Origin of the sequence: Cohnella sp. GbtcB17 (assembly GCF_019091135.1) — a bacterium.
Classification (GTDB): domain Bacteria; phylum Bacillota; class Bacilli; order Paenibacillales; family Paenibacillaceae; genus Cohnella.
The window spans coordinates 1-234 of sequence record NZ_JAGXJW010000506.1 but is presented as its reverse complement, the minus strand read 5'-3'; the positions used below and the strand labels follow the sequence as shown (position 1 = coordinate 234).

Below are 234 nucleotides of genomic sequence, written 5' to 3'. Positions count from 1 at the left end.
CAAAGCGACGCTCATCGGCGTCGACACCGACGACTTCGGCCGCGCCGCCGGGTTCAAGAACAGCCTGCTCGCGCATCCTTTTTACGAAAATCTCAACCTGATCGCCGGCGATTCGAAGGCGGTGCTCGGCTCGACCTCGCTCGCCAATCAGATGAAGGAGAAGCCCGGCGATACGATATGGATCGGCTGGGACAACGTCCTGCAGCGGGCGTTCACCGTATACGGCACTGGCGA

At 61.5% G+C, this 234-nt stretch carries 1 protein-coding gene; it reads left to right on the top strand.

The genetic code is table 11. The features are described 5' to 3' along the window. Positions 1-234: hypothetical protein (locus KVT38_RS34295; protein ID WP_217598155.1), on the top strand; the 234-nt coding region annotated here is incomplete at both ends.